28 protein-coding genes and 1 riboswitch are annotated in these 22188 nt (G+C 41.1%); of the genes, 1 reads left to right on the top strand and 27 read right to left on the bottom strand.

The features are described from left to right. Position 1: 1 nt before the first annotated feature. The 3 genes from thiD to ACFSX4_RS09465 form a co-directional block, all read right to left on the bottom strand. A complete protein-coding gene (gene thiD / locus ACFSX4_RS09475) occupies positions 2-799 on the bottom strand; it encodes a bifunctional hydroxymethylpyrimidine kinase/phosphomethylpyrimidine kinase (protein WP_377773964.1) in 798 nt (265 codons plus the stop codon). 129 nt (positions 800-928) lie between these two features. Beyond that, positions 929-1036, bottom strand: a riboswitch (TPP riboswitch). An 83-nt stretch (positions 1037-1119) separates the two neighbouring features. Beyond that, on the bottom strand, positions 1120-1926 hold the full coding sequence (locus ACFSX4_RS09470) for a LysM peptidoglycan-binding domain-containing protein (protein WP_377773962.1): 807 nt from the start codon (positions 1924-1926) through the stop codon (positions 1120-1122). A 326-nt stretch (positions 1927-2252) separates the two neighbouring features. Next, on the bottom strand, positions 2253-2873 hold the full coding sequence (locus ACFSX4_RS09465; protein WP_377773960.1) for a single-stranded DNA-binding protein: 621 nt from the start codon (positions 2871-2873) through the stop codon (positions 2253-2255). A gap of 184 nt (positions 2874-3057) precedes the next feature. Here ACFSX4_RS09465 and ACFSX4_RS09460 point away from each other — a divergent pair, with 184 nt between their 5' ends. Continuing rightward, positions 3058-3480 carry a YwpF family protein gene (locus ACFSX4_RS09460; protein WP_377773958.1) on the top strand — a complete coding sequence of 141 codons (423 nt, stop codon included), beginning with the start codon at positions 3058-3060 and terminating at the stop codon, positions 3478-3480. Position 3481: 1 nt separating this feature from the next. Here ACFSX4_RS09460 and fabZ read toward each other — a convergent pair whose 3' ends face one another. The 24 genes from fabZ to rho form a co-directional block, all read right to left on the bottom strand. After that, entirely contained in the window at positions 3482-3919 is a 438-nt protein-coding gene (fabZ, locus tag ACFSX4_RS09455; protein WP_377773956.1) for a 3-hydroxyacyl-ACP dehydratase FabZ, read from the bottom strand. Between the two features lie 4 nt (positions 3920-3923). After that, entirely contained in the window at positions 3924-4112 is a 189-nt protein-coding gene (locus ACFSX4_RS09450) for a DNA-directed RNA polymerase subunit beta (protein ID WP_377773954.1), read from the bottom strand. 14 nt (positions 4113-4126) lie between these two features. After that, on the bottom strand, positions 4127-5416 hold the full coding sequence (gene murA / locus ACFSX4_RS09445; RefSeq protein WP_377773952.1) for a UDP-N-acetylglucosamine 1-carboxyvinyltransferase: 1290 nt from the start codon (positions 5414-5416) through the stop codon (positions 4127-4129). An 89-nt stretch (positions 5417-5505) separates the two neighbouring features. Next, positions 5506-5739 (bottom strand): DUF1146 family protein, encoded by a 234-nt coding sequence (locus tag ACFSX4_RS09440; RefSeq protein ID WP_377773950.1) that lies wholly within the window; start codon positions 5737-5739, stop codon positions 5506-5508. 51 nt (positions 5740-5790) lie between these two features. Continuing rightward, positions 5791-6198, bottom strand: a complete 408-nt coding sequence (locus ACFSX4_RS09435) for a F0F1 ATP synthase subunit epsilon (RefSeq protein ID WP_377773948.1) — start codon at positions 6196-6198, stop codon at positions 5791-5793. 18 nt (positions 6199-6216) lie between these two features. After that, complete coding sequence (gene atpD / locus ACFSX4_RS09430) at positions 6217-7629, bottom strand: F0F1 ATP synthase subunit beta (RefSeq protein ID WP_377773946.1); 1413 nt, start codon at positions 7627-7629, stop codon at positions 6217-6219. A gap of 22 nt (positions 7630-7651) precedes the next feature. Then, entirely contained in the window at positions 7652-8530 is an 879-nt protein-coding gene (gene atpG, locus ACFSX4_RS09425) for an ATP synthase F1 subunit gamma (RefSeq protein ID WP_377773944.1), read from the bottom strand. 30 nt (positions 8531-8560) lie between these two features. Continuing rightward, positions 8561-10069: a F0F1 ATP synthase subunit alpha gene (gene atpA / locus ACFSX4_RS09420; protein WP_377773943.1), complete on the bottom strand. Its 1509-nt coding sequence runs from the start codon at positions 10067-10069 to the stop codon at positions 8561-8563. A gap of 15 nt (positions 10070-10084) precedes the next feature. Continuing rightward, on the bottom strand, positions 10085-10627 hold the full coding sequence (gene atpH / locus ACFSX4_RS09415; RefSeq protein WP_377773942.1) for an ATP synthase F1 subunit delta: 543 nt from the start codon (positions 10625-10627) through the stop codon (positions 10085-10087). After that, complete coding sequence (locus ACFSX4_RS09410) at positions 10627-11142, bottom strand: F0F1 ATP synthase subunit B (RefSeq protein ID WP_377773940.1); 516 nt, start codon at positions 11140-11142, stop codon at positions 10627-10629. Before ACFSX4_RS09410 ends, atpH begins: the two co-directional genes overlap by 1 nt. A 99-nt stretch (positions 11143-11241) precedes the next feature. Further along, a complete protein-coding gene (gene atpE / locus ACFSX4_RS09405) occupies positions 11242-11457 on the bottom strand; it encodes a F0F1 ATP synthase subunit C (RefSeq protein WP_377773938.1) in 216 nt (71 codons plus the stop codon). Positions 11458-11498: 41 nt separating this feature from the next. After that, positions 11499-12236: a F0F1 ATP synthase subunit A gene (gene atpB, locus ACFSX4_RS09400; protein WP_377773936.1), complete on the bottom strand. Its 738-nt coding sequence runs from the start codon at positions 12234-12236 to the stop codon at positions 11499-11501. Positions 12237-12249: 13 nt separating this feature from the next. Continuing rightward, a complete protein-coding gene (locus ACFSX4_RS09395) occupies positions 12250-12612 on the bottom strand; it encodes an ATP synthase subunit I (protein WP_377773934.1) in 363 nt (120 codons plus the stop codon). A 142-nt stretch (positions 12613-12754) separates the two neighbouring features. Further along, entirely contained in the window at positions 12755-13888 is a 1134-nt protein-coding gene (gene wecB, locus ACFSX4_RS09390; protein ID WP_377773932.1) for a non-hydrolyzing UDP-N-acetylglucosamine 2-epimerase, read from the bottom strand. Positions 13889-13915: 27 nt separating this feature from the next. Continuing rightward, positions 13916-14545: a uracil phosphoribosyltransferase gene (gene upp, locus ACFSX4_RS09385; protein WP_377773930.1), complete on the bottom strand. Its 630-nt coding sequence runs from the start codon at positions 14543-14545 to the stop codon at positions 13916-13918. Between the two features lie 11 nt (positions 14546-14556). Beyond that, positions 14557-15792: a serine hydroxymethyltransferase gene (locus ACFSX4_RS09380; RefSeq protein ID WP_377773928.1), complete on the bottom strand. Its 1236-nt coding sequence runs from the start codon at positions 15790-15792 to the stop codon at positions 14557-14559. A 29-nt stretch (positions 15793-15821) separates the two neighbouring features. Continuing rightward, a complete protein-coding gene (locus ACFSX4_RS09375; RefSeq protein ID WP_377773926.1) occupies positions 15822-16370 on the bottom strand; it encodes a TIGR01440 family protein in 549 nt (182 codons plus the stop codon). Next, on the bottom strand, positions 16339-16767 hold the full coding sequence (gene rpiB / locus ACFSX4_RS09370) for a ribose 5-phosphate isomerase B (RefSeq protein ID WP_377773924.1): 429 nt from the start codon (positions 16765-16767) through the stop codon (positions 16339-16341). The genes ACFSX4_RS09375 and rpiB overlap by 32 nt, the downstream gene beginning before the upstream one ends. Positions 16768-16838: 71 nt before the next feature. Then, on the bottom strand, positions 16839-17249 hold the full coding sequence (locus tag ACFSX4_RS09365; protein WP_377773922.1) for an arsenate reductase/protein-tyrosine-phosphatase family protein: 411 nt from the start codon (positions 17247-17249) through the stop codon (positions 16839-16841). Between the two features lies 1 nt (position 17250). Further along, positions 17251-18288, bottom strand: coding sequence for an L-threonylcarbamoyladenylate synthase (locus ACFSX4_RS09360; protein ID WP_377773920.1), 1038 nt, complete (start codon positions 18286-18288; stop codon positions 17251-17253). Positions 18289-18290: 2 nt separating this feature from the next. After that, on the bottom strand, positions 18291-19142 hold the full coding sequence (gene prmC, locus ACFSX4_RS09355; protein ID WP_377773918.1) for a peptide chain release factor N(5)-glutamine methyltransferase: 852 nt from the start codon (positions 19140-19142) through the stop codon (positions 18291-18293). Continuing rightward, positions 19129-20208: a peptide chain release factor 1 gene (gene prfA, locus ACFSX4_RS09350; protein ID WP_377773916.1), complete on the bottom strand. Its 1080-nt coding sequence runs from the start codon at positions 20206-20208 to the stop codon at positions 19129-19131. The genes prmC and prfA overlap by 14 nt, the downstream gene beginning before the upstream one ends. Positions 20209-20306: 98 nt before the next feature. Continuing rightward, positions 20307-20564, bottom strand: a complete 258-nt coding sequence (locus ACFSX4_RS09345) for a type B 50S ribosomal protein L31 (RefSeq protein ID WP_377773914.1) — start codon at positions 20562-20564, stop codon at positions 20307-20309. A gap of 117 nt (positions 20565-20681) precedes the next feature. Further along, a complete protein-coding gene (gene rho / locus ACFSX4_RS09340; protein WP_377774015.1) occupies positions 20682-21974 on the bottom strand; it encodes a transcription termination factor Rho in 1293 nt (430 codons plus the stop codon). Between the last annotated feature and the right edge of the window lie 214 nt (positions 21975-22188).

The raw sequence follows: 22188 nt of genomic DNA, 5'->3' as shown, positions 1-22188 counted from the left end.
ATCATTCTCCTTTATAACTGAAATGATTCACCGGACCATTCCCTTTTCCGATCCCCGGTGTGTTTTTTATCGCATTTGTAATATAATTTTTCCCCGTTTTAAATGCGCTCTCCAGTGATTTTCCTTTGGCAATTTCTGCAGTAATGACCGCTGAAAACGTACAGCCTGTTCCGTGTGTATGATTCGTATCAATTCTCTCGGAAGATAAACGCTGAACATGCTCTTTTGTAAACAAATAATCAACCGCATCTCCCTTTAGATGCCCGCCTTTTATGATGACACTCTGTACCCCGAGGTCATTAATAAATATCTTGGCTGCACGGTTGATATCTTCCTCTGTTTTAATCGAAAGACCACTCAGACGCTCTGCCTCAATAATATTCGGCGTAATACAAAGTGCTGTCTGTATCAGATGATCTCTCAAATAATCAATCGCTTTATCATCAATCAGATTATCTCCGGATGTTGCAATCATCACCGGGTCAATCACATAGGGAATACGGTATTTTTCAACAAATCCCTTTATTACTTCCATCATATCTGCAGTCGCAATCATCCCTGATTTCATTGCATCCGGCAGTTCATCATCAAATATGCTGGTCAATTGGGCATTTAAAAAATCAACTGGAATATTATATACATCCTGCACACCTAAAGTGTTCTGTGCCGTCAAAGACGTCACTGCAGACATCCCGTAAACCTCTCTTGAATGAAATGCTTTAATATCAGTCAGAACGCCTGCCCCGCCGGTAGGGTCTGTGCCCGCAACAGTCAGCGCTATCGGAAATTTTTTACTCATTACTGCCACTCCTTTATTTTTGAATGTATATACTTACAATTTACAGAATTCCACAAAAAAACCATTTCCGGACAATCATCCTGCGGAAATGGCAATGCTTCGTCTGAAAACAGTATAAAATTATACAGCTTTCATCACTCACCACATTCCATCCGCTAGTATTACCTAGATCATGTTTCATAAGGGATCAGTCTTTATCACAGACTATCTCAGCAAGTTGCACCCCTAGTGGTATTCATATTTATTTAATTTAATACTATATTTTGATATTAAAGATGTCAAACAAAAAAAGGCACAGAATCACTGTGCCCTGAATCATATTATAATCTCTGTCCGCAGACAGGCCAAGGCTGTGCGCCCCTTTGTGAATAAAGAATTTCTGCTCTTTTTGTCTGTTCAGCTGCTGAAGCCTGGGACGGCAGACCTGAACCGCCGACTGATCTCCATGTCTGAACATCAAATTGATAAAGTCCGTGGTATAAACCGTTGGCACTTACCACACCCGGATTCCCGCCGGATTCACATGCAGCGAGTGCGCCCCAGTTCTGACCGCTGTTTGAAGCAGGCTGTGTTGACTGATTTTCAGTTTTAGGCTGCACTTTTTCAGGTGCTGCTTCCTGTTCATTATTTTGATTTTCCGCAGCCGCTGCCGCAGGTGTTTCTTCAACTTCATTATCCTGCTGAGGTGCTGCTTCTTCAACTATGTCCTCTGATACTGCCTCTTTTGATACAACGATTTCTTTTCCTGAGAAAATTAAATCTGATGATAAATTATTCCAGCTTCTAATATCATTGACTGAAACATTAAATTTATCAGCAATAATGGATAATGTATCTCCTGCTTCAATAACGTAAACGCCGCCGTCAGCTTCGGCTTTTTCTTCTTTATTATCATTATCAACTTCAGGTGAAGGTGCTTCTTCACCCACATTAAGTATCTGGCCGGGAACAATTAAATCTGATGATAAGTCATTGCTTTCCTTTAACTGTTTTACACTGACACTGTTCTCAGCAGCAATTGCCGATAACGTCTCTCCCGCTTCTACTTTATGTTCCGATGCCTCTGCATTTGCTGCCAACGTTGCGGATACAGCTACAGCCGCACCAATTGATAATAATTTTTTCATTATAAAATTTCCTCCTGATATGTATGTTATCTGATTTATATTTTATATATTAATACTGCCGCTTCCGGCCGCTCTTTATGTACAAATAGTACTATATCAGATAAAAATATTTCATAGGTTACAATGATATGAAATGTCAGGAGGTCTTTTACAATTATATTACAGAATTATGTCTTTTTTATTTTCACGCCAAATCATTTGTACTTTTCCTGTATCTATTAAAATAATTCTGCATCCGTCATTTACGCAGCTAAACGGCGGGTGCAGAATGAGTGTGAGTGTATGAATAAGTGTATCAAGGGTAAAGGTATGACTGCAGATATTTATTAAACCACAATTTTCTCAGCATTGTTTTTACTGCCTGTTGATTTCTTATTGGACTTTTCTTCTTTGAGTGAATCATTTTTTAGTCCATTTTCATTAATTACTTCTTTTAATTGATCAAGATGTGTATCTTGTTCACTTGTAAATCGGGGTCTGAAATCCCCTCCCGCCCGAACAGGCATATCGTCAACTTGACTATCCATTAATGTAAGGACGCTCTTCTCCCCGATATAATCATAGCGGTTATATAAGTTGACGGCCTGGTTAATCATGTCGGACGGGTTTTTAACTTTACTGTTTGAAGATAATTTTTCAGGAACACATTTTATGCTCTCAGCCCATATCTCCATTCTGTAATCCTTTATACCGTCAGCGTCAGTGTGAACAGTTGTAGCAACCTGACCGCTGATGCAGATAATCTGTCCTCTGGAAAGCGCATCCAAAATACCGTTAAGCGTCTTTCCGAATGCCTTACAGTAAATGAAGTGAACTTCATGTTCTCTGTTACTGTCTCTCGGCACCCTCGTTGTAGCAATAATAAAAGAGTTTACACTGCTGTGTTCGTTTTGCGACACACAGGTATTTTGGATTAACTCTCCGACAAGCACTACTTTGTTCATCATGTTTCCACCTCCCTCCTGTATATAAGATATCCGCTTTAAAAAATCTCTGCAAATGACGACAATTGGATTTTAAGCGGATTTACTATACAATTAAAATACAGTTGTATTTACATAGAAGCGTTTCTTTTAAAATCGGAAGTAAATTTATTAAAAATGACTTTTTATAAATTTTTGGAGGTATCTAATGAAATCATTTAAGGTCGTCGACTTAAAAATTGCACAGGATAATAATTTTATTATTTTAGATGTGATTGATGGTATTATCATCAATAAAGAAACAAAAGAAGATCCGTGGCTGATAGAAGTGCAGACTTCTGAAGATTTTATCAGCCTGCTTGAATCACAAGTCGGAGATGAAATTAAGGCACTGGTTACCATTACCCGCCCCAACAATCAACCGGCACAATTCATTGGAAAATTCCTCGAGATTAATAAGCTTGAAGATTCAATTTCTATACTGTTCCTCGGGAACTTGATTGTTCAGGACCCTAACTATGCTGAGGATTTACTTGAAAATCTGATGAAGGAAGGATATACAGGGGGCGCACTGTTAAACGAATTCAAAGCGCGTATGGATGCGCAGGAAGAAATAAAAACATCCGAGTAAATTACTCGGATGTTTTATCTTGTATTGCGAATGTAATTTCACATTTACAGGCGACTTCACCGTCAACCATTGCAACAGCTTCACCTTTACCTATCGGACCACGTAACTTAACAATCTCCACAGACAGCTCCAGAGTATCTCCCGGAGTCACTTGCTTTTTAAATTTACATTTATCAATCCCTGCAAAGAAAGCAAGCTTACCTTTAAATTCTTCCTGCTGCAGTAAAGCCACTGCACCTACCTGTGCCAGTGCTTCTACAATTAAAACGCCCGGCATGATTGCATACTCAGGAAAATGACCTGTAAAAAACGGCTCGTTGCCGGATACCTGCTTAATACCGGTACATTTTTTCCCCGGCTCTATTTCAGTCACTCTGTCAATAAGCAGAAACGGCGGCCGATGTGGAATCACTGCTTTTATTTGATCATATGTCAACATTTTATCATTCTCCAGTTAAGTTTATGATGTGTTCCCATGTTTCAATGCGGAATATCTCAATTGGATTACCTAAAATACCATAGCCAATCATTAAGCCGACAAAGAATATAATTATCGCAATATATATGAATAAAAGTAACCTTACCGCTAATGGAAAACGTCTGTGTACCAGCATTTTTGATTGCTTTTTCATTACTACTACCTCTTCTATCTTGTCGTTACCGCACTTTTATGTGCAGTTTCATCTCCCGTACGTTCAATATCCGCGCCCAATGCCTTCAGTTTTTTATGAAAGTCGACATAACCGCGGTCTAAATGACGTAATTCAGTAACTACAGTATAACCTTCTGACACTAAACCTGCAAGAATCAACGCAGCTGCCGCCCTTAAATCTGTTGACTTCACACGCGCGCCTTGCAGCTGCCGGCCCTTTATGACTGCGGTATTATCTTCAAGTGCAATATCTGCATTCATATGGCTGAACTCATTTACATGCATGAAGCGGTTTTCGAAGATGGTCTCTGTAATTGTACTCGTTCCGTTTATCGTCGTTAATAAAGCCATCATCTGGCTCTGCATATCTGTCGGAAAACCCGGATGCGGCATTGTTTTTACCGTAATCGGTTTAAGATGGCTGGAAGGCGTGACTCTGACATTTCTGCCTTCTTCTGTGATCTGCACACCCGCTTCTTCAAGTTTTGAAATTAAAGCAGTCAGATGATTCGTCTTAACATTTTCCACAAGAATTTCACTGCGCGTAATGGCACCGGCAATCATAAACGTACCTGCCTCAATTCTGTCAGGTATCACTTCATGACGGCTTCCTGCCAGTTTAGAAACACCTTCAATAGTAATATGGTTGGTGCCTGCACCTTGAATGTTGCCGCCCATTGAGTTAATGTAATCTGCTAAATCTTCAATTTCGGGCTCCATTGCAACATTTTCGAGATGGGTAGTTCCGTCTGCAAGACTGGCCGCCATCATTAAGTTCTGTGTAGCTCCAACACTAGGAAAATCCAGTGAAATATTTGCGGCTTTTAGTCTGCCGTCTGATTTCCCGAGAATATTTCCCTCTTGATTTTTAAACTCGACGCCCATTTTTTCAAAACCTTTTAGATGCTGTTCTATCGGGCGGCTTCCAATCGCACATCCACCCGGCATTGCCACTGAACACTCACTGTTTCTGGCAAGAAGCGGGCCCATAACAAGCATGCTCGCACGCATTTTTGATACTAAATCATAAGGAGCAGTACTGCTCAGTTTTGATGACGCATTAATTGAAACCTGATTATCTTCGTTACTCACTTCCGCCCCAAGATATTCAAGAAGCTTTGACAACGTTGAGACATCTGAAAGCTTCGGTACATTTGTTAAAACAGATGTGCCTTCCGCCGCCAGTAATGACGCTGCTAAAATCGGCAGCACTGCGTTTTTAGAACCTTCTACCTTTACAGAACCGGACAATTCCTGTCCGCCTTTTACAATAATTTTATCCATTTATTAAGTTCACTCCATGCTCCTACTCATAAAACCTCTAATCTCACTATTCACTATTTTATAGACTTTCAAACATGTTTGTAAAGTAATTAGGTGAATATCAGAGAAGCTTCCTGGACAAATACAAAAAAGTCCATAATAAAATTGCTGAGTGCACTGCCGAGAACAACTGCCAGCACTATTAACAGCATCATTATTTTAGAAGGATGGCTTTTTTTAAACCAGTGTTCAACATTGACTGATTGTAACAGCCAAAAACAAAAAATCACGCATATAATATGAAGAAATATATGCATGAATGCAAGCTGGGACATCATCATCATTCAATCACCTCTAAAAAAGCCTGGGCAGGCCCAGGCTTTTCAACATGTATTTTATCGATGTTTTGCAACTTCGATACGGTTAAGCGCACGTCTTAAAGCAAGCTGTGCACGTGTATGATCAATTTTTTCATTCTGCTCTGCCTGTAATAACTGTTCTGCTCTTTCTCTGGCTGCAACTGCACGGTCAGTATCAATATCCTCCGCAAATTCGCCAGCTTGTACAAGCACAGTCACCTTTGTCGAATTAATCTCAACAAATCCTTCAGTGACAGCAAAATACTCATAACTGCCGTCTATCTTCGCACGCAGGCTACCGATTTTAAGTGCTGCTACAGTCGGGATGTGTCCAGCCTGAACACCAATTTCGCCTTGGAGAGTCTGGAGTATAACAATCTCACAGTTCTCTTCATCATGAACAGAACCATTTGGAGTAACTATGTCTAATGCAATTGTACTCATGTTCCTAACCTCCCGAAATTAGACTTCTACACCCATATTACGTGCTTTTTCAAGTACATCCTGAATACCACCGACTAAACGGAAAGCATCCTCAGGGATGTTGTCATATTTTCCTTCAAGAATTTCTTTGAAATCCTGTACTGTCTGTGCGACCGGAACATATGAACCTTTTTGTCCTGTAAACTGTTCTGCAACGTGGAAGTTCTGACTTAAGAAGAACTGAATACGACGCGCACGGGCAACAGTCAATTTATCTTCTTCAGATAATTCATCCATACCAAGAATTGCAATAATATCCTGCAGTTCACGATATTTTTGAATAGTCGACTGTACATTACGTGCAACCTCATAATGCTCTTCACCAACAACAGCAGGTGACAGCGCACGGGATGTTGACGCAAGTGGATCCACAGCCGGGTAAATACCCATTTCTGAAAGTTTACGTTCCAGGTTTGTTGTCGCATCCAGGTGGGCAAAAGTCTGAGCCGGTGCCGGGTCAGTATAGTCATCCGCTGGTACGAATACTGCCTGGATAGATGTTACTGAACCAGTGCTTGTTGTTGTAATACGTTCCTGAAGCTGACCCATTTCAGTTGCAAGCGTCGGCTGATAACCCACGGCTGACGGCATACGTCCGAGTAAGGCTGATACTTCTGAACCTGCCTGAGTAAAACGGAAGATGTTATCGATGAATAAAAGTACGTCCTGACCTTGTTCATCACGGAAATATTCAGCCATTGTAAGACCTGATAATGCAACACGCATACGCGCACCAGGCGGCTCATTCATCTGTCCGAAGACCATTGCAGTTTTAGCGATAACGCCGGAATCACTCATCTCATAGTATAAGTCATTTCCTTCACGTGTACGCTCACCAACACCAGCAAACACTGAAATACCACCGTGCTCCTGGGCGATGTTATTGATTAATTCCTGGATTAGTACTGTTTTACCTACTCCGGCACCACCGAACAAGCCAATTTTACCACCTTTAGTATACGGTGCAAGTAAATCTACTACTTTAATACCAGTTTCTAAAATTTCTACCTCTGTTGTCAATTCTTCAAATTTCGGTGCAAGTCTGTGAATAGGGTCTCTTCTTTCTGAAGCAGGAATTTCCTCACCTAAATCAATATGTTCACCTAATACGTTGAACACACGACCTAAAGTGACTTCTCCTACAGGTACAGAAATTGAACTGCCTGTATCCACAACGTCAGCACCACGTTTTAAGCCATCAGTTGATGCCATTGCAATCGTTCTGACAACATTGTCTCCAAGATGAAGTGCAACTTCCAATGTTAAAGTTGTATTTTCTCCGCTCTTCTCAATGTTAACAGTCAGTGCGTTATTCAATTCCGGTAATTGACCTTCATCAAATCTTATGTCAACAACTGGTCCCATGACTTGAACTACTTGACCTAAAGCCATTCGTTTTCCTCCTAGTCATTTCTTATTCTAGTGCAGCAGCGCCACCGACAATTTCGGTAATCTCCTGAGTGATTGCTGCTTGTCGCACTCGGTTATACTCCAATGTTAAATCACCAATTAATTCTTTGGCATTATCTGTTGCGGCTTTCATAGCAGTCATACGTGCTGCATACTCACTTGCTTTAGCATCAAGTAATGAGCCGTAAATTAAACTTTCAGCATACTGAGGCAGTATTACCTCAAGTAATGACTCTTTATCAGGCTCAAATTCATACGATGCCAGAGTCTCGCTTGATGATGAAGTTTCTTCAGCATTTTCTTCAGTCAACGGAAGCAGTTTGTTAATAGTCACTTTTTGTTCAAGTACATTGACGAATTTATTAAACACAATAAATAATTCATCAATATCCTCGTCTATAAACTGACTTACTGCCTGGTGTGTCACTTCCTTCACACTTGCAAAGTCCGGCTGGTCCTGAAGACCAGTCCGGTATGAAGTAACATTGTATCCCCGGGAATTTAGAAATTCATATCCCATCCGGCCGATAACAAAAATATCATAAAAATCTTTATCATTATTGTGACGTTCTTTAATCTCTTTTGTGAGAGCCTTCAAAACATTTGCGTTATATGGACCAGCAAGCCCACTATCACTTGTGATAACAACATATCCGGTACGTTTCACCGGTCGTTCTTCAAGCATAGGGTGGGAACTTGACGAGTCACCTGATGCAATTGCCTGAACCGCATCCTGTAATTTTTCCATGTACGGCTGGAATTTCACAGAGTTTTCTTCTGCACGGCGAAGTTTTGAATTCGCCACCATGTGCATCGCACTCGTGATTTGACTCGTCTTCTTAGTAGATCCAATACGACCTTCTATTTCTCTAAGCGAAGCCATTCATTCACCACCTTAAATCCTTTTTAGTCCCTATTTTGAAGGGTTGAAAATCTTCTTGAAACTATTAATAGCATTAACAAATGCACCGTCTTCAGGAAGCTGCTTCGTATCACGAATACCATTCAGCAGTGCTGCCTCATTGGAAGCAAGCCAGTGAAGGAATTCATCTTCAAAGCGTGTAATATCTTCAACTAAAATATCATCTAAGTGGCCGTTAACAAGTGCATATAAAATTGCAACCTGCTGCTCGACTTTTAATGGTTTGTTTTCGTCCTGTTTTAACACTTCAACAGTACGCTTACCACGCTCTAATTTAGACGCAGTAGCTGCATCAAGGTCAGAACCGAACTGTGCGAAAGCTTCAAGCTCACGATAAGCAGCCAAATCAAGACGCAGTGTACCTGCAACCTTCTTCATCGCTTTAATCTGAGCAGATCCGCCTACACGGGATACCGATAACCCGGCGTTTATTGCCGGACGTACACCTGAGAAGAATAAGTCTGACTGCAGGAAGATCTGTCCGTCAGTGATGGAGATTACGTTTGTTGGTACGAACGCACTGATATCTCCGGCTTGTGTTTCAATAAACGGCAGTGCAGTAATTGAACCTCCGCCTAACTCATCATTCAGTTTTGCCGCACGTTCAAGTAAACGGCTGTGAAGATAGAAGACATCCCCTGGATATGCTTCACGTCCCGGCGGACGGCGAAGTAGTAATGATAATTCACGGTAAGCTGCTGCCTGTTTTGTTAAATCATCATATACAATCAGTACATGTTTACCGTTAAACATAAATTCTTCTGCCATTGATACACCTGCATATGGTGAGATGTATAATAAAGGTGCCGGCTGTGACGCACTTGCAGAAACAACGATTGTGTAATCAAGTGCACCATTTTTACGTAATGTTTCAACAGTTGAACGAACTGTTGATTCTTTCTGTCCGATTGCAACATAAACACAGATCATATCCTGATCTTTTTGGTTTAAAATTGTATCAATTGCTACAGTTGTTTTACCTGTCTGACGGTCACCGATGATTAATTCACGCTGACCACGTCCGATCGGTACAAGTGCGTCAATCGCTTTAATACCTGTCTGCAGCGGCTCATCAACACTTTTACGTGCCATAACACCAGTTGCAGGACTTTCAATTGGTCGTGTTTTAGTTGTACCGAGCGGCCCTTTGCCGTCAATAGGCTGACCAAGCGGGTTAACTACTCTTCCAACCAGTTCTTCACCAACAGGTACTTCCATAATACGACCTGTACGCTTTACTTCGTCGCCTTCTTTTATATCATCAGATGGTCCTAAAATTACAATACCGATATTATTTTCCTCTAAGCTCTGGGCAAGACCCAGAACACCGCTAGGAAATTCAAGTAACTCTCCAGCCATTGCATCACTTAAACCATGAGCAAGTGCAATACCGTCACCCACCTGGATTACAGTACCTACATCAGATACTTTCATATCTGCTTCATAGTTTTCAATCTGGCTTTTTAACAGAGCACTGATTTCATCAGCTTTGATTGCCATAAAATCACTCCTTAATTAGCTATTCGTCCGTTCTTTGAACTGATTCTGTAGAGATTCGAGCTGGCCGCTTACAGATCCATCGTAAACACGAGTTCCGATGAAAACCTTAATACCGCCAATCAATTCTTCATTCACTTTATTGTCGATTAACAATTTTTCATAACCTGTTTTGTTAATAAAATATTTACCGATTTCATCAAGCTCTTCCGCCGACAATTTATATGTTGATTCGACTACAACATACTGTTGATTTTCATGCTTGTTGTACTCATCTACAAATGCAGCGTGTACATCAGACAGTTCATTCAATTTGTTTTTGTCGGATAAGATTAAAAGCGTGTTCAAGAGAGGCTTTTCAACCCCTTTAAATGTCGTTTCAATCAAAGCTTTCCGGGATTCTTTGCGGATTCTAGGGTTCTCCATAAAATCGTTAAAGCCGGGCACATTTTCAATACTTTTCATAACAACTTCAAAATCTTCATGTACTCGTTTTAAAGTATTTTCATCCTGGACCGCACTGAATAAAGCTTGAGCATATTTCTTTGCAGAATTAGCCATTATTTATCCCCTGCTTCCTGTATGTACTTCGTCACAAGTTCTTTTTGTTCTTTTTCGCTGATTTCTTTTGAAATCATCTTTCTTGCAATAAGAACAGATAATTCCGCCACTTGATCATTGATCTCTCTGACAGCTTTTTCTTTCTCGCTTTCAACATCTGCTTTTGCGTCTTTAATCAATTGATTTGCACGCGTATTCGCATCATGAATAATTGCTTCCTGTTCTTTTTTCGCCTGGCCTTTTGCATTTTCCATCATCTCGGAAATCTCAGATTGAGTTTTCTTTAATAATGCTTCGTTTTCTTCCTGTACTCTAATTGATTCTTCTTTGCGTTTTTCAGCATCGCTAATTTCGTCATGGATAAACTGTTCACGGTCATCCATGATTTTTTTAACGGGCTTCCATACGAAATATGACAAAGCGAGAAGCAGTATCAGGAAACTTGCCAAAAGAACAATACTTGTCCCAATCGCAGAACCCATCGTATCAGCAGCACCTAAAATAAGAAAATCCACTCATGTACACTCCTTTCAAGAAAGTCTCATAAAATTCGTTAGTTGACATAATAAGAGGGCGAAATCTTAATTGGAAGACTTCGCCAAAAGTAACGATTCTTAGAACGTGAACATAAGTAAGAATGAAATAACGATCGCCATAATCGGCACCGCTTCTACAACACCGATACCAATGAACATGATACCCATAAGTGGTCCGCGTGATTCCGGCTGACGCGCAACCCCTTCAACTGTTTTAGAAACTACCATACCAATACCGAAAGATGCACCAAGTGCCGCTAATCCTGCCGCAATACCAGCTGCTAATAAACTCATAATATATTTCCTCCTAATTATTCTATAAATAAAATTTTATATTAATGGTCTTCGCTCACTTTATGTGATAGATAAACCATCGCTAACATAACAAATATAAACGCCTGAATTCCGCTTATAAAGACTTTAAATCCCTGCCAGATCATCATCGGAATAAAACCGCCGACTGCGCCGAGAATTGTACCGCCTGTAACCAAAGTTAAAAGCAGTGTCAAAAGTACTTCACCTGCATAAATATTACCGTAAAGTCTGAGACCCAATGTTAAGTTGTATGTAAATTCCTCGATGAACTTAATTGGGGCAAACCACCACATCGGTTTGAAATACTCTTTAATATAACTTCCGAAACCACGCATTTTCACACCATAATAATGTGTCAATACAATCATCAGTCCTGCCAAAGTCAAAGTAACTGTCGGATCTGCTGTTGGTGATTTCCACCATAATGTGTGCTCTGCGTCCGGAGCAACAAACATGAACGGAATACCCAGGATGTTCGCTGTAAAGATAAACGTAATTAAAGTCAATGCAAAAAAGTGGAATTTACCGCCTGTTTTCCATGCCATATTACTTGATATAATACCTCTGACGAAGTTCATCAGTGCTTCTACCAATACCTGAGGTTTCCCTGTCGGTCTGACCGCAAGCTTTCTTGTCATAAAGAATAATGTAAAAAACACTATCAGACATGTCAAAATAATCATCATTGATGTTGATAATTCAAATGTTATCGGCAGTCCAAATAAGTCTATCGTTCTCGTAGGACTTCCATGCTCCATTTTCTCACCTCTTTCACTTCGTCAATTCTTTAATTCCACGTACTATAATTAATATATAACTAAGGGCAAGCCCTGCAGCTATCGCAAAAATATTAAACACTTCCGGGAAACGCACCCAGATGAGACAAGTCATAATCACAATCAAAAAGCGTGTCAGCGTCCCTGTCTTTACCCGTTCAACATCACTGTCATAAGATTTCTCAAGGTGATAGAGCCAGTTTAAATTCATCAATATTGACGCAAAAGTGCCTAATGCGGCGCCTGCTGCTATTGATGATTGTGTAACTGCAAATATGAGTATGCTTAAAATGAGAGGGATAAGTAAAAACTTCAAAAAGTGATGGAAAAATCGTCTTAAAAATGACACTTTCAACATTGTCTCCTAGTGGTATTAACGGCCCGTTTTATGAAACCGTTACATTACTCTTGTAATGATATATTAGTGATAATTTAGTGTCAATATTTTGTTGGAATTATTTCGATATATCAACACTTCCGACATAATATTGACATATTTTTCACACTCTAAAACTTGCAGGTTTTTCTCCCAAAATCCCGTAATAATATTTTATATTTTCGCATATTCTTCTCGATGCTTCTCCATCACCGTAAGGATTGGATGCCTTGGACATTTTCTCATATAAAGAAGTATCTTCCAGCAGTTCTTTTGTCAGCTTATAGATGTTTTCTTTGTCTATACCGGCAAGCTTCAAGGTTCCTGCCTCAACACCTTCCGGACGCTCAGTGGTATCACGCAGTACAAGTACAGGCTTCCCAAGTGACGGTGCTTCTTCCTGAACACCGCCTGAATCAGTCATAATGATATGGCTTTTGGCAGCAAAATTATGAAAATCAAATACATCAAGCGGTTCAATAATTTCGATTCTGTCGTGATCAGATAAATACTTGGCCGCAATTTCCCGGACCTTCGGATTTTTATGAATAGGATAAACGACTGTTACATCTTCAAACTCATCAACGATGTCACGCACCGCACTGAAGATGTTCTCCATCGGTACACCGATATTCTCTCTTCTGTGCGCTGTTAACAAGATTACTTTGTTATCTTTATGCTTATCGATGATTTCGCTCTTATAGTCCTCATTCACAGTGGTCTTTAACGCATCAATTGCAGTATTGCCTGTGACTGAAATTAAATTTTCATCCTTATTCTCTTTTAACAGATTATCTCTTGATGTTTCTGTCGGTGAGAAATGAAGATCTGCCAGCACACCTGTCATCTGACGGTTCATCTCTTCAGGAAACGGTGAATACTTATTATGTGTACGAAGACCCGCTTCAACATGTCCGATTCTCACTTCATTATAAAACGCAGCAAGACTACCGGCAAAAGTAGTTGTCGTATCTCCGTGAACTAAAATCATATCAGGCTCTGCTTCTTTAATAATCGCCTCAAGACCTGTAACTACCCGCCCGGTGACTTCAGATAATGTCTGTCCCTGCTTCATAATATCAAGATCATAATCCGGTGTAATACCAAAAATCCCAAGTACCTGGTCAAGCATTTCACGATGCTGTGCTGTAACCACAACAATTGGTTCAAGATCAGGGTCTTTTTTCAATTCCAATACAAGTGGTGCCATCTTAATTGCTTCAGGTCTTGTTCCAAAAACGGTCATTATTTTTTTCATTCAACTTCTCCTTAAATCCCTTAAAATTTAACGTGTTCCGAATAATCTGTCCCCGGCATCACCGAGGCCGGGAATAATATAACTTTTTTCATCCAGTTTTTCATCCAGTGCAGCGATATATATGTCGACATCAGAATGTGCCTTCTGCAGTGCCTCTACACCTTCCGGTGCAGCAATCAGGCAGACAAAACGGATTTTGTTGGCGCCTCTTTTCTTAATTGCAGTAATTGCTTCAACTGCCGATGCACCTGTCGCAAGCATAGGGTCAATCACCAGTATATCCCGGTCTTCAATATCTGCCGGAAATTTTGCATAGTACTCAACTGCCTGCAGTGTCTCCGGATCTCTGTAAAGACCAATATGCCCGACCCTTGCAGCAGGGATTAGTTTATGAACTCCCTCCTGCATACCGAGGCCGGCTCTTAAAATTGGAACCAGGCAGATTTTCTTCCCGCTCAAACGCTTTGCAGTCATAGTTGTAATCGGCGTTTCCACTTCCACATCTTCAAGCTGCAGATTTCTCGTCACCTCATACACCATCAGCATGCCGACTTCATCAACCAGTTCCCTGAAGTCTTTAGTAGACGTTTTTTTATCACGAATGTAGCTCATCTTATGCTGAATTAACGGATGATCCATTACATGCACATTAGACATAGATAGTCCTCCTATTTATAGAGTGGATATTTTGCTGTTAAAGCATGGACTTTTTCCTGCAGTCCTTCAAGAGAAGCCTCTTCTTTAACACGGTTCAGTGTTTCAACAATCAAATCAGCGACCTGTTCCATATCCGCTTCGTTGAAACCTCTGGAAGTCATTGCAGGTGCACCCAGTCTGATGCCTGAAGTAACAAATGGTGACGCTTCGTCAAATGGAATCATATTTTTATTACATGTAATTCCGATTTCATCCAGCGCTTCCTCTGCAATTTTCCCTGTCAATCCGTAGCTTTTCACATCTACAAGTACCAGATGATTGTCAGTACCGCCGCCGACAATTCTTAATCCTTTTTCAGACAGTCTTGCTCCAAGTGCCTGTGCATTTTTAATCACCTGCGCCTGATAAGTTTTAAACTCCGGCTGAAGTGCTTCACGGAAGGCAACAGCTTTCCCTGCAATAACATGCATCAAAGGTCCGCCCTGTATACCCGGGAAGATAATTTTATTTAATTCTTTAGTATATTTTTCTTTGGCAAGGATAAAGCCGCCGCGTGGTCCGCGCATTGTTTTATGAGTAGTGGAAGTAACGAAGTCCGCATAAGGAACCGGGTTCTGGTGAAGACCGGCTGCAACGAGTCCGGCGATATGCGCCATATCTACCATGAAGTACGCACCGACTTCATCAGCAATCTCGCGGAATTTCTTAAAGTCTATTTCAAAAGGGTATGCACTTGCGCCTGCAAGAATTAATTTAGGCTGCTCTTTTTTCGCCTGCTCAAGAAGTGCATCATAGTCGATTCTCTCAGTGTCTTTAGTCACACCATATTCTACAAAGTTATATAATTTACCGCTGAAGTTAACAGGGCTGCCGTGAGTCAAATGACCGCCGTGGCTTAAATTCATACCGAGAACTGTATCACCCGGCTCTAAAATGGAGAAGTAAACGCCCATATTTGCCTGTGAACCTGAATGAGGCTGTACATTTGCATATTCTGCTCCAAATATCTCCTTCAAACGGTCAATTGCAAGACTTTCAACTACATCAACATGTTCACAGCCGCCGTAATAACGTTTCCCCGGATAGCCTTCTGCATATTTGTTTGTTAAAGTAGACCCCTGTGCTTCCAGCACTGCCTGTGATACAAAGTTTTCGGATGCGATTAATTCAATATTGTTGTTCTGACGGTCAAACTCATTCTGCATTGCCTCATAAAGTTTTGGATCTTCTGACTTAATATATGACATTTATATAACTCTCCTTATTATTTTAAATATTATTGATATTTCGCACGCGGTCCACCAATAAGTTTCGGACGGCTTTTTGCGATGGTAACAACAGCTTCACCAATTTTTTGGGTGTTTGTCCGGACTGGAACGGCAACATGTCTGATATGCATACCAATCAGTGTCTGACCGATATCAATTCCTGCATCTGCAGTAATCTTTTCGACAACCACCGCATCACTTAAGTGTCTGTATGCATATTCACTCAGACTGCCTCCCGCCTGACGATGCGGTACGACAGAAACAATCTCGGCATTCAGCCTTTCTGCAACCCTGCGTTCCAGGGTTAACGCCCTGTTAATATGTTCACATCCCTGGAAGATTAAATCGAGGTGATGTTTTTCAGAGAGTGACTGAAGCGTACTGAATATTATTTCTGCTGCTTCTAAAGAACTGTGACTGCCGATTCTCTCACCAATCACTTCTGAAGTTGAACAGCCGATCACCAGTGTCTCACCGGAAAAGAAAAATCCCTGACTGTCCAGTTCATCAAACAACTGCTTAATTTCATTCTTCAATCTTGCATACTCTGCGCTCATGTCTACCACCCTCATATTCAGTATTCAACCAAATATTAACGATATCATCTGCGAGTCCGGGACCGATTACCCGCTCACCCATAGCAAGCATGTTTGAATTATTGTGCTCTCTCGTGGCATGTGCACTGAATGTATCGTGAACTAAAGCACATCTTATCCCTTTAACTTTATTCGCTGCGATACTCATTCCAATACCTGTGCCGCAGATAAGAATACCACGGTCAAACTCTCCTGAAGCTACCTTTTGTGCTGCAGGCTTTGCATAATCAGGATAATCCACAGAATCCGTATTATCAGGACCAAGATCAGTGACATCCACACCGTTATCCTTCAGTTTCTGAACAACCGATGCTTTTAAATTAACGCCGCCATGGTCTGACGCTATAATGACCTTCATAACCTCACCTCTTCCTTACTTAATCAATTATAAGCAAAAACATGTCTGTATTAAAGTAATCTTAATAAAATTTACACTTCTATTTTATCTACAAAGGTCTTAATCTCCTGAAAAACCTTATTGTAAACTTCTTTTTCTGCACCGAACGGATCACTGATATCCACAGAATGTTCTGTAGTAAACTTACTCAAAAGTTCAACTTCAGCACCCGGATACATATTTTCTACCGCTGTCCTATGTGCTTCTGTCATCACAAGAAGCACGCTTTGAAGTGTATCTGCCTTTGACAGCTGCCGGGGGCTGGAGGGTTCCGGAAGTGCGTTCTCCCTGATAATTTCAAGCGAGTATTTACTGATACGGTCCGAAGTAACCATCAGTCCCCTCGATTCAAATTCCCGCTCAGGATATACTTTTTTTGCATAGCTTTCTGCGAGAGGGCTGCGGCATGTGTTTCCCGTGCACACAAATATTATCTTTTTCATGTTAACCTTCCTTAATAATTTCATCGCCGGCTGCCTTGTAAATCCGGTTCAACAGGGCTTCTGAATGTTCATCTCTATGAAACGCGTAAATATAAATTTCATCAACGTCGGACTTATCCATGATGCGTAACGCACCGTACAAGTTTCTTGCCGCATTTCTATAATCAGCGGCATCCATACATAAACTCACAAATTTTACGCCTTCAGGAATTTTGTCTCTTGTCGTCTCCGGTGCGATAACTCCGATTTTTTTATTTCTGGCTTCGGAAATTTTCCAGTTCATCACCGACTCTTCCACTATAGTCAGCGGCTGTCTTGGTGCATAATGTTTATACTTCATGCCGGGTGCAATGGGTTTATCCATCGTCATCTGATATGCGTCTACGCTGTTTTCAAGTACACTCTCTAAATCTTCTTTCGTTACTGCACCCGGTCGTGCAATCCGGTAAGGGAAAGTCGTACAGTCAAGAACAGTTGATTCTATACCGTAATCCGCCGGCTCACTCGCAATCACACCATATACTTTTCCATTTAAATCATCAATGACATGGCTGAAATCGGTCGGTGACGGCTTGCCGCTGATATTGGCACTCGGTGCTGCAAGCGGCACATCAACAAACTGCAGCACTTTTCTGCCTACAGCATGACTCGGCATACGGACTGCCACCGAGGGAAGCTCTGCAACTGTCCGTGACGGCAGATAATCTCCTTTTAAAGGGAGAATAAAAGAAATCGGTCCCGGCCAAAAATGCTCCATCAGTGCTGATACACGGCTGTCATTAATTTCAACGAAATTTTCAAGCTGTTTAATACTGTGAATATGAACAATCAGAGGGTTGTCCGACGGCCGTCCTTTGGCATTGAATATTTTATTGATTGCTTCCGGATTGGTTGCATCACCTGCAAGACCGTATACAGTTTCTGTCGGCAGGCCCACGACCTCCCCGTATGTAATTGCTGTTTTAATTTCCTTCAGCTTTTGGAGTGCTGATTCACTGTCTACGTCTTCAGTTGATATTTTCCATACTTTAGTATCCACTGTCATCTCTCCCACATAAAATGTAAAATTCTTGGGTTGCCGTTAATATCGTTCTCAATTTCCGGTACAGTATTCGGCCAGATACTTACTATATAATCCCTGAGTGCTTCACCTTGTCTGAAGCCAATTTCGAAATACACTTTTCCACGGTCATTCATAACCTTCGGGAGCTCATTAATCATTTTTTTATATAAGGCAAGTCCACTGTCTCCGGCATATAAAGCAACAGCCGGCTCGTACTCTAGTGTCGACCGGCTCATGTATTCAGTTTCATCACTTGAAATATAAGGCGGGTTGGAAATTAACACATCCACCCGGATACCTTGTTCAATTAAAGGTTCGAACAAATCACCTTTTAAAAGCACTGTTTTTGTGTTGTGAAGATGATTATTTTCCCTGGCGACATCGAGTGCCTTCTCTGATATATCCACAGCAAACAACCGGTTATGCGTCCAGTGTTTTCCCAGAATGATTGGAATGATGCCTGTACCCGTTCCGATATCAGCGGCAGTTTTCCCGTCATCTGCCGTTTCTTTCAACACAAGCTGCACCAGTTCCTCAGTTTCATTCCTCGGAATTAATACATTTTCATTTACTTTAAATTTTTCTCCGTAAAACCACGAAAAACCAATAACGTATTGATACGGTTTTCCTGAACAGACTTCATCAATCACCTTGTGCAGCATCTGCCTCTCAGCCTCCGGCATCTCTTTTTCACCGTCAATCATCAGTCTGGTCCGGTTCATTCCGAACAAATCCTCCATCGCAAGAAAGGCAGGATTTGTTTCTTCATGACTGTTTTTCAGTTTCTCGACGGCAATTTTCAGCTGGGATGCGTAACTATAGTCCAGCATTATTCAGTTCTTCAAGTTTGGATGTCTGTTCTTCAATTGTCAGTGCATTGATGATATCTTCCAGGCTTCCGCTGATAATTTGATCAAGCTTTTGAATGGTTAAGCCGATTCTGTGGTCTGTCACCCTGTTTTGAGGATAATTATACGTTCTGATACGTTCGGAACGATCTCCCGTTCCTACCGCTGTTTTTCTTTTTTCTGCATATTCCGCGTGCGCTTCCTGCTCCATCATGTCGTAAATACGCGCATTCAATACTTTCATTGCCCGCTCACGGTTTTTAATCTGGGATTTTTCATCCTGACTGGTTACAACAACACCTGTCGGCAGGTGGGTGATTCTGACTGCGGAATCTGTCGTATTAACGTGCTGACCGCCGGCACCGCTTGAACGGTACGTATCAATTTTTAAATCTTCATTCCGGATATCAATTTCAACATCTTCTACTTCCGGCAGCACAGCCACCGTCGCTGTCGATGTATGAATACGTCCGCCTGACTCAGTTTCAGGCACCCGCTGAACTCTGTGCGCACCGTTCTCAAATTTCAATTTGGAAAAGGCACCGTTCCCCTGAATCAGGAAACTGATTTCTTTATATCCACCGTGGTCACTGGCACTTGCTTCGACCACTTCAGTACGCCATCCCATATCTTCTGCAAAACGGGAATACATTCTAAACAAGTCCCCCGCAAAAATCTGTGCCTCATCTCCACCTGCAGCACCTCTGATTTCCATAATCACGTTCTTATCATCATTTGGATCTTTTGGAATCAAAAGGACTTTCAGTTTTTCCTCAAGTTCAGGCAGTTCTTTTTCAGACATTTTAATTTCTTCTTTCAACATGTCTATCATTTCTTTATCATCTGTCTCACCAAGCATCTCACGTGACTCGGCAATTGTTTCTTTATGCTGTTTGTATTCCCTGAATGTATCCACAGTTTCCTGAAGATCACTCTGTTCTTTTGAATACTCCCGTAATTTCGCAGGGTCACTGACAACATCAGGATCTGACAAAAGCTCGTTCAGCTGCTCATAACGGTTTTCTATAATTTCCAGTTGATCAAACATATTTTTCACCTTTTCATCTCTATAATCCGTTCAATTATATCATATTTTTATAACAAAAAAACTGCACTGAAAATTGCTTCAGTACAGTTTGAGATTCATTATTCGTTACTTGATTTGAAACCGAATTTTTTGTTGAATCTTTCAACACGGCCGTCGGCAGATGCGAACTTCTGACGACCAGTATAGAATGGATGTGAATCAGAAGAAATATCAAGTCTGATAACTGGATACTCATTACCATCTTCCCACTCCATAGTTTCGTTTGAAGTACGAGTTGAACCGCTCAAAAACTTATATTCTGTTGTTGAGTCAAGAAAAATCACTTTGTGATATTCAGGATGAATTCCTTGTTTCATAATTTTCAGCTCCCTTGCCCTGAACCATCTGGAACAGAGTTATTCTGTGGTTTTTTCCACACAGTACCTACGTATTATACATGTGAAAAGGGTAAAAATCAACCATCTGTACGATAATTATATTACAGGCTTTCCGGATTTTTGAGATGCAAGCATACGCTCTCTCAAAACATCGAAAAATTCTTCGTTTGACTCGGTCTGCCGCAGGATTTTCAGGAATCTCTGTGTAAAGTCCGGTGCATCTGTAAATAAATTTCTAAGCTGCCATAGAACGTCCAGTTCCTTTTTATCAAGCAGCAGTTCTTCTTTACGTGTACTGGACCTTCTAATGTCAATCGCAGGGTATATTCTGCGCTCACTTAAATTCCTGTCCAAGTGAAGTTCCATATTCCCTGTACCTTTAAATTCTTCGTAAATCACATCATCCATTCTGCTTCCTGTGTCAACCAGAGCAGTGGATAGAATCGTCAGGCTTCCGCCTGCTTCAATATTACGTGCCGCACCGAAAAAGTGTTTCGGACGGTGAAGACTTGCAGGATCCAGTCCGCCGGAAAGTGTTCTGCCGCTTGGCGGAATCACCAGATTGTATGCTCTTGCGAGCCGTGTGATGGAGTCCATTAAAATAATAACATCCTCACCCATCTCTACAATACGTTTTGAGCGTTCAAGCAGGAGCTCTGCAACCTTTACATGATGTTCAGGCGGCTCATCGAATGTAGAATGGACCACACTTGCATCTTCAACAGAACGCTCAAGATCTGTTACCTCTTCCGGGCGCTCTCCAATCAACAGTATGAATAAACGCGCTTCCGGATGATTCTTTGTAATTGCTGTTGCGATCTCTTTTAATAAAGAAGTCTTACCTGCTTTCGGCGGTGCGACAATCATACCACGCTGACCGAAACCGATTGGTGTCACCAGATCCATAATTCGTGTGGATAAATCTTTCGGCCCGTTCTCAAGACGGATACGCTGATCCGGGTAGAGTGGTGTAAGTGCCTGGAAATGTGGACGCTTTTTTACGTCTTCTGCATTTTGATCATTGATAAAATCAACCTGCAGCAGTCCGTAATACTTTTCATTTTCTTTCGGCTTCCTTACTTTACCGGTAACCTTATCCCCTTTTTTCAGCTCAAAGCGGCGGATCTGGGAAGCAGAGATATAAATGTCTTTCTCCCCTTTTGAAAAGTTGACTGTCCGCAAAAATCCATAACCATCCTGCTGGATGTCATCAAGGACACCTTCCATATAATAATTTCCGTCCTTCTCCATCTGCGCTTCCATAATCGCAAGGACGAGTTCTTTTTTATTTAATTTACTGTAGTTTGATAATCCGAGCGTCTTCGCCCGTTCAGTAAGTGCTTTAGTCGTATTCTTTTTATATAAAACATCAAAGGACTCATACTTCATCACTTCATTTGCTTTATCAGCCAATATATTCACTTCACTTTCAATTTTTGGACTTTACTTTCAAAATGAGATTCACGTTAAGAAGGTAACTATCGAGGCAATCACATGATATTTTACATGAAAACAGGATAAATGAAAAGGACATGCCGCCCGTATTTATTTTTCTTCATTAATCAATTTTCAGCAGAATTAAATTATACATTTATGCCGGACT

Origin of the sequence: Corticicoccus populi (assembly GCF_042686195.1) — a bacterium.
Lineage (GTDB): Bacteria > Bacillota > Bacilli > Staphylococcales > Salinicoccaceae > Corticicoccus > Corticicoccus populi.
This window is presented reverse-complemented; position numbering and strand designations above follow the sequence as displayed.

What these genes read in the sequence shown, in the direction of transcription:
- thiD (WP_377773964.1), bottom strand. Translation starts at nt 799, where the DNA reads ATGAGTAAAAAATTTCCGATAGCGCTGACTGTTGCGGGCACAGACCCT.
- ACFSX4_RS09470 (WP_377773962.1), bottom strand. Translation starts at nt 1,926, where the DNA reads ATGAAAAAATTATTATCAATTGGTGCGGCTGTAGCTGTATCCGCAACG.
- ACFSX4_RS09465 (WP_377773960.1), bottom strand. Translation starts at nt 2,873, where the DNA reads ATGATGAACAAAGTAGTGCTTGTCGGAGAGTTAATCCAAAATACCTGT.
- ACFSX4_RS09460 (WP_377773958.1), top strand. Translation starts at nt 3,058, where the DNA reads ATGAAATCATTTAAGGTCGTCGACTTAAAAATTGCACAGGATAATAAT.
- fabZ (WP_377773956.1), bottom strand. Translation starts at nt 3,919, where the DNA reads ATGTTGACATATGATCAAATAAAAGCAGTGATTCCACATCGGCCGCCG.
- ACFSX4_RS09450 (WP_377773954.1), bottom strand. Translation starts at nt 4,112, where the DNA reads ATGAAAAAGCAATCAAAAATGCTGGTACACAGACGTTTTCCATTAGCG.
- murA (WP_377773952.1), bottom strand. Translation starts at nt 5,416, where the DNA reads ATGGATAAAATTATTGTAAAAGGCGGACAGGAATTGTCCGGTTCTGTA.
- ACFSX4_RS09440 (WP_377773950.1), bottom strand. Translation starts at nt 5,739, where the DNA reads ATGATGATGATGTCCCAGCTTGCATTCATGCATATATTTCTTCATATT.
- ACFSX4_RS09435 (WP_377773948.1), bottom strand. Translation starts at nt 6,198, where the DNA reads ATGAGTACAATTGCATTAGACATAGTTACTCCAAATGGTTCTGTTCAT.
- atpD (WP_377773946.1), bottom strand. Translation starts at nt 7,629, where the DNA reads ATGGCTTTAGGTCAAGTAGTTCAAGTCATGGGACCAGTTGTTGACATA.
- atpG (WP_377773944.1), bottom strand. Translation starts at nt 8,530, where the DNA reads ATGGCTTCGCTTAGAGAAATAGAAGGTCGTATTGGATCTACTAAGAAG.
- atpA (WP_377773943.1), bottom strand. Translation starts at nt 10,069, where the DNA reads ATGGCAATCAAAGCTGATGAAATCAGTGCTCTGTTAAAAAGCCAGATT.
- atpH (WP_377773942.1), bottom strand. Translation starts at nt 10,627, where the DNA reads ATGGCTAATTCTGCAAAGAAATATGCTCAAGCTTTATTCAGTGCGGTC.
- atpE (WP_377773938.1), bottom strand. Translation starts at nt 11,457, where the DNA reads ATGAGTTTATTAGCAGCTGGTATTGCGGCAGGATTAGCGGCACTTGGT.
- atpB (WP_377773936.1), bottom strand. Translation starts at nt 12,236, where the DNA reads ATGGAGCATGGAAGTCCTACGAGAACGATAGACTTATTTGGACTGCCG.
- ACFSX4_RS09395 (WP_377773934.1), bottom strand. Translation starts at nt 12,612, where the DNA reads ATGTTGAAAGTGTCATTTTTAAGACGATTTTTCCATCACTTTTTGAAG.
- wecB (WP_377773932.1), bottom strand. Translation starts at nt 13,888, where the DNA reads ATGAAAAAAATAATGACCGTTTTTGGAACAAGACCTGAAGCAATTAAG.
- upp (WP_377773930.1), bottom strand. Translation starts at nt 14,545, where the DNA reads ATGTCTAATGTGCATGTAATGGATCATCCGTTAATTCAGCATAAGATG.
- ACFSX4_RS09380 (WP_377773928.1), bottom strand. Translation starts at nt 15,792, where the DNA reads ATGTCATATATTAAGTCAGAAGATCCAAAACTTTATGAGGCAATGCAG.
- ACFSX4_RS09375 (WP_377773926.1), bottom strand. Translation starts at nt 16,370, where the DNA reads ATGAGCGCAGAGTATGCAAGATTGAAGAATGAAATTAAGCAGTTGTTT.
- rpiB (WP_377773924.1), bottom strand. Translation starts at nt 16,767, where the DNA reads ATGAAGGTCATTATAGCGTCAGACCATGGCGGCGTTAATTTAAAAGCA.
- ACFSX4_RS09365 (WP_377773922.1), bottom strand. Translation starts at nt 17,249, where the DNA reads ATGAAAAAGATAATATTTGTGTGCACGGGAAACACATGCCGCAGCCCT.
- prmC (WP_377773918.1), bottom strand. Translation starts at nt 19,142, where the DNA reads ATGCTGGACTATAGTTACGCATCCCAGCTGAAAATTGCCGTCGAGAAA.
- prfA (WP_377773916.1), bottom strand. Translation starts at nt 20,208, where the DNA reads ATGTTTGATCAACTGGAAATTATAGAAAACCGTTATGAGCAGCTGAAC.
- ACFSX4_RS09345 (WP_377773914.1), bottom strand. Translation starts at nt 20,564, where the DNA reads ATGAAACAAGGAATTCATCCTGAATATCACAAAGTGATTTTTCTTGAC.
- rho (WP_377774015.1), bottom strand. Translation starts at nt 21,974, where the DNA reads ATGAAGTATGAGTCCTTTGATGTTTTATATAAAAAGAATACGACTAAA.